The organism is Streptomyces sp. CBMA29 (assembly GCF_014596445.1).
In the GTDB taxonomy this organism is placed as follows: Bacteria; Actinomycetota; Actinomycetes; order Streptomycetales; family Streptomycetaceae; genus Actinacidiphila.
In genome coordinates, this window is record NZ_MECL01000161.1 from 1 (window position 1) to 1,135 (window position 1,135).

Annotated in this window: 1 protein-coding gene; it reads left to right on the top strand. The window is 74.1% G+C overall.

Annotation, left to right across the window (positions count from 1 at the left end; all coding sequences use genetic code 11):
* A partial coding sequence (locus BGM09_RS21560) for a D-alanyl-D-alanine carboxypeptidase family protein (protein WP_411158346.1) occupies positions 1-1,135 on the top strand: 1,135 nt, incomplete at both ends.

Genomic DNA, 1,135 nt, shown 5'->3' on the forward strand with positions numbered 1-1,135 from the left:
GGGCGCGGCTCGTCGGGCCCCGGCGCCGCGACGGTGGTCGCCGGTGGTCCGCTGCTCGCCGGGCACGGGGTGCTGGTACAGCCGCACGCCGGGGCGCCGCGGCTGCCGTCCGGGCTGTCGGCGCTGTCGTGGACGGTCTCCGACGCGCGCACCGGCCAGGTGCTGGCCGCCAAGGACCCGCACCGCGAGCTGCCGCCCGCCAGCACCTTGAAGACACTGTTCGCGGTCACCGTGCTGCCGCGCTTTCCCGGCGACGCCACCCACCGCGTCACCGACTCCGACCTCACGGGGATCGGCGCGGGCAGCAGCCTGGTCGGTATCCAGGCCCGGCAGACGTACACGGTGGCCGACCTGTGGCGCGGCGTCTTCCTCAGCTCGGGCAACGACGCCGTGCACGTCCTGGCGCACATGAACGGCTCGGTGCCGCTGACCGTCAGTCAGATGCAGGCCAAGGCCGAGATGCTCGGCGCGGACGACACCCATGTGGTCTCCCCCGACGGCTACGACATGCCGGGCCAGGTCTCCTCGGCCTACGACCTGGCCGTCATCGCCCGCGCGGGGCTGGCCATGCCGGACTTCGCGACGTACGCCGCCACCCGGTGGGCGCAGTTCCCCGGCGGCTACGACGCGCACGGCAAGTACGTGAAGTCGTTCGGCATCCAGAACACCAACCGGCTGCTCACCGGCGCCGACGGCGTCAAGCGCTATCCCGGCGTGATCGGTGTGAAGAACGGCTACACCACCAACGCGGGCAACACCCTGGTCGCCGCCGCCAAGCGCGGGGACCGCACGCTGATCGCGACCGTGATGAATCCGCAGTCCGGGCTGCCGCAGGCGGTGTACCACGAGGCGGGCGCGCTGCTGGACTGGGGCTTCTCGGCCGCGGGCCGCACCTCGTCGGTCGGCACGCTGAACACGGCGACGACCGCGTACCACGACGATTCCGCGCACGCTTCCGAGGAGGCCGAGCACGCGGCGCGGCAGCCCGCGCAGGAGCCCGTTCAGGAGCCCGCGCACCAGGAGCCGAAGCCCGCTCCCGCGCCGCACGAGCCCGGCACCGCGGACGCCGCGTCGTCGTCGCCGGCCACCTGGTACGTGGGCGGCGCGCTGGCGCTGGGCGCGGCGGGCTCGGTGG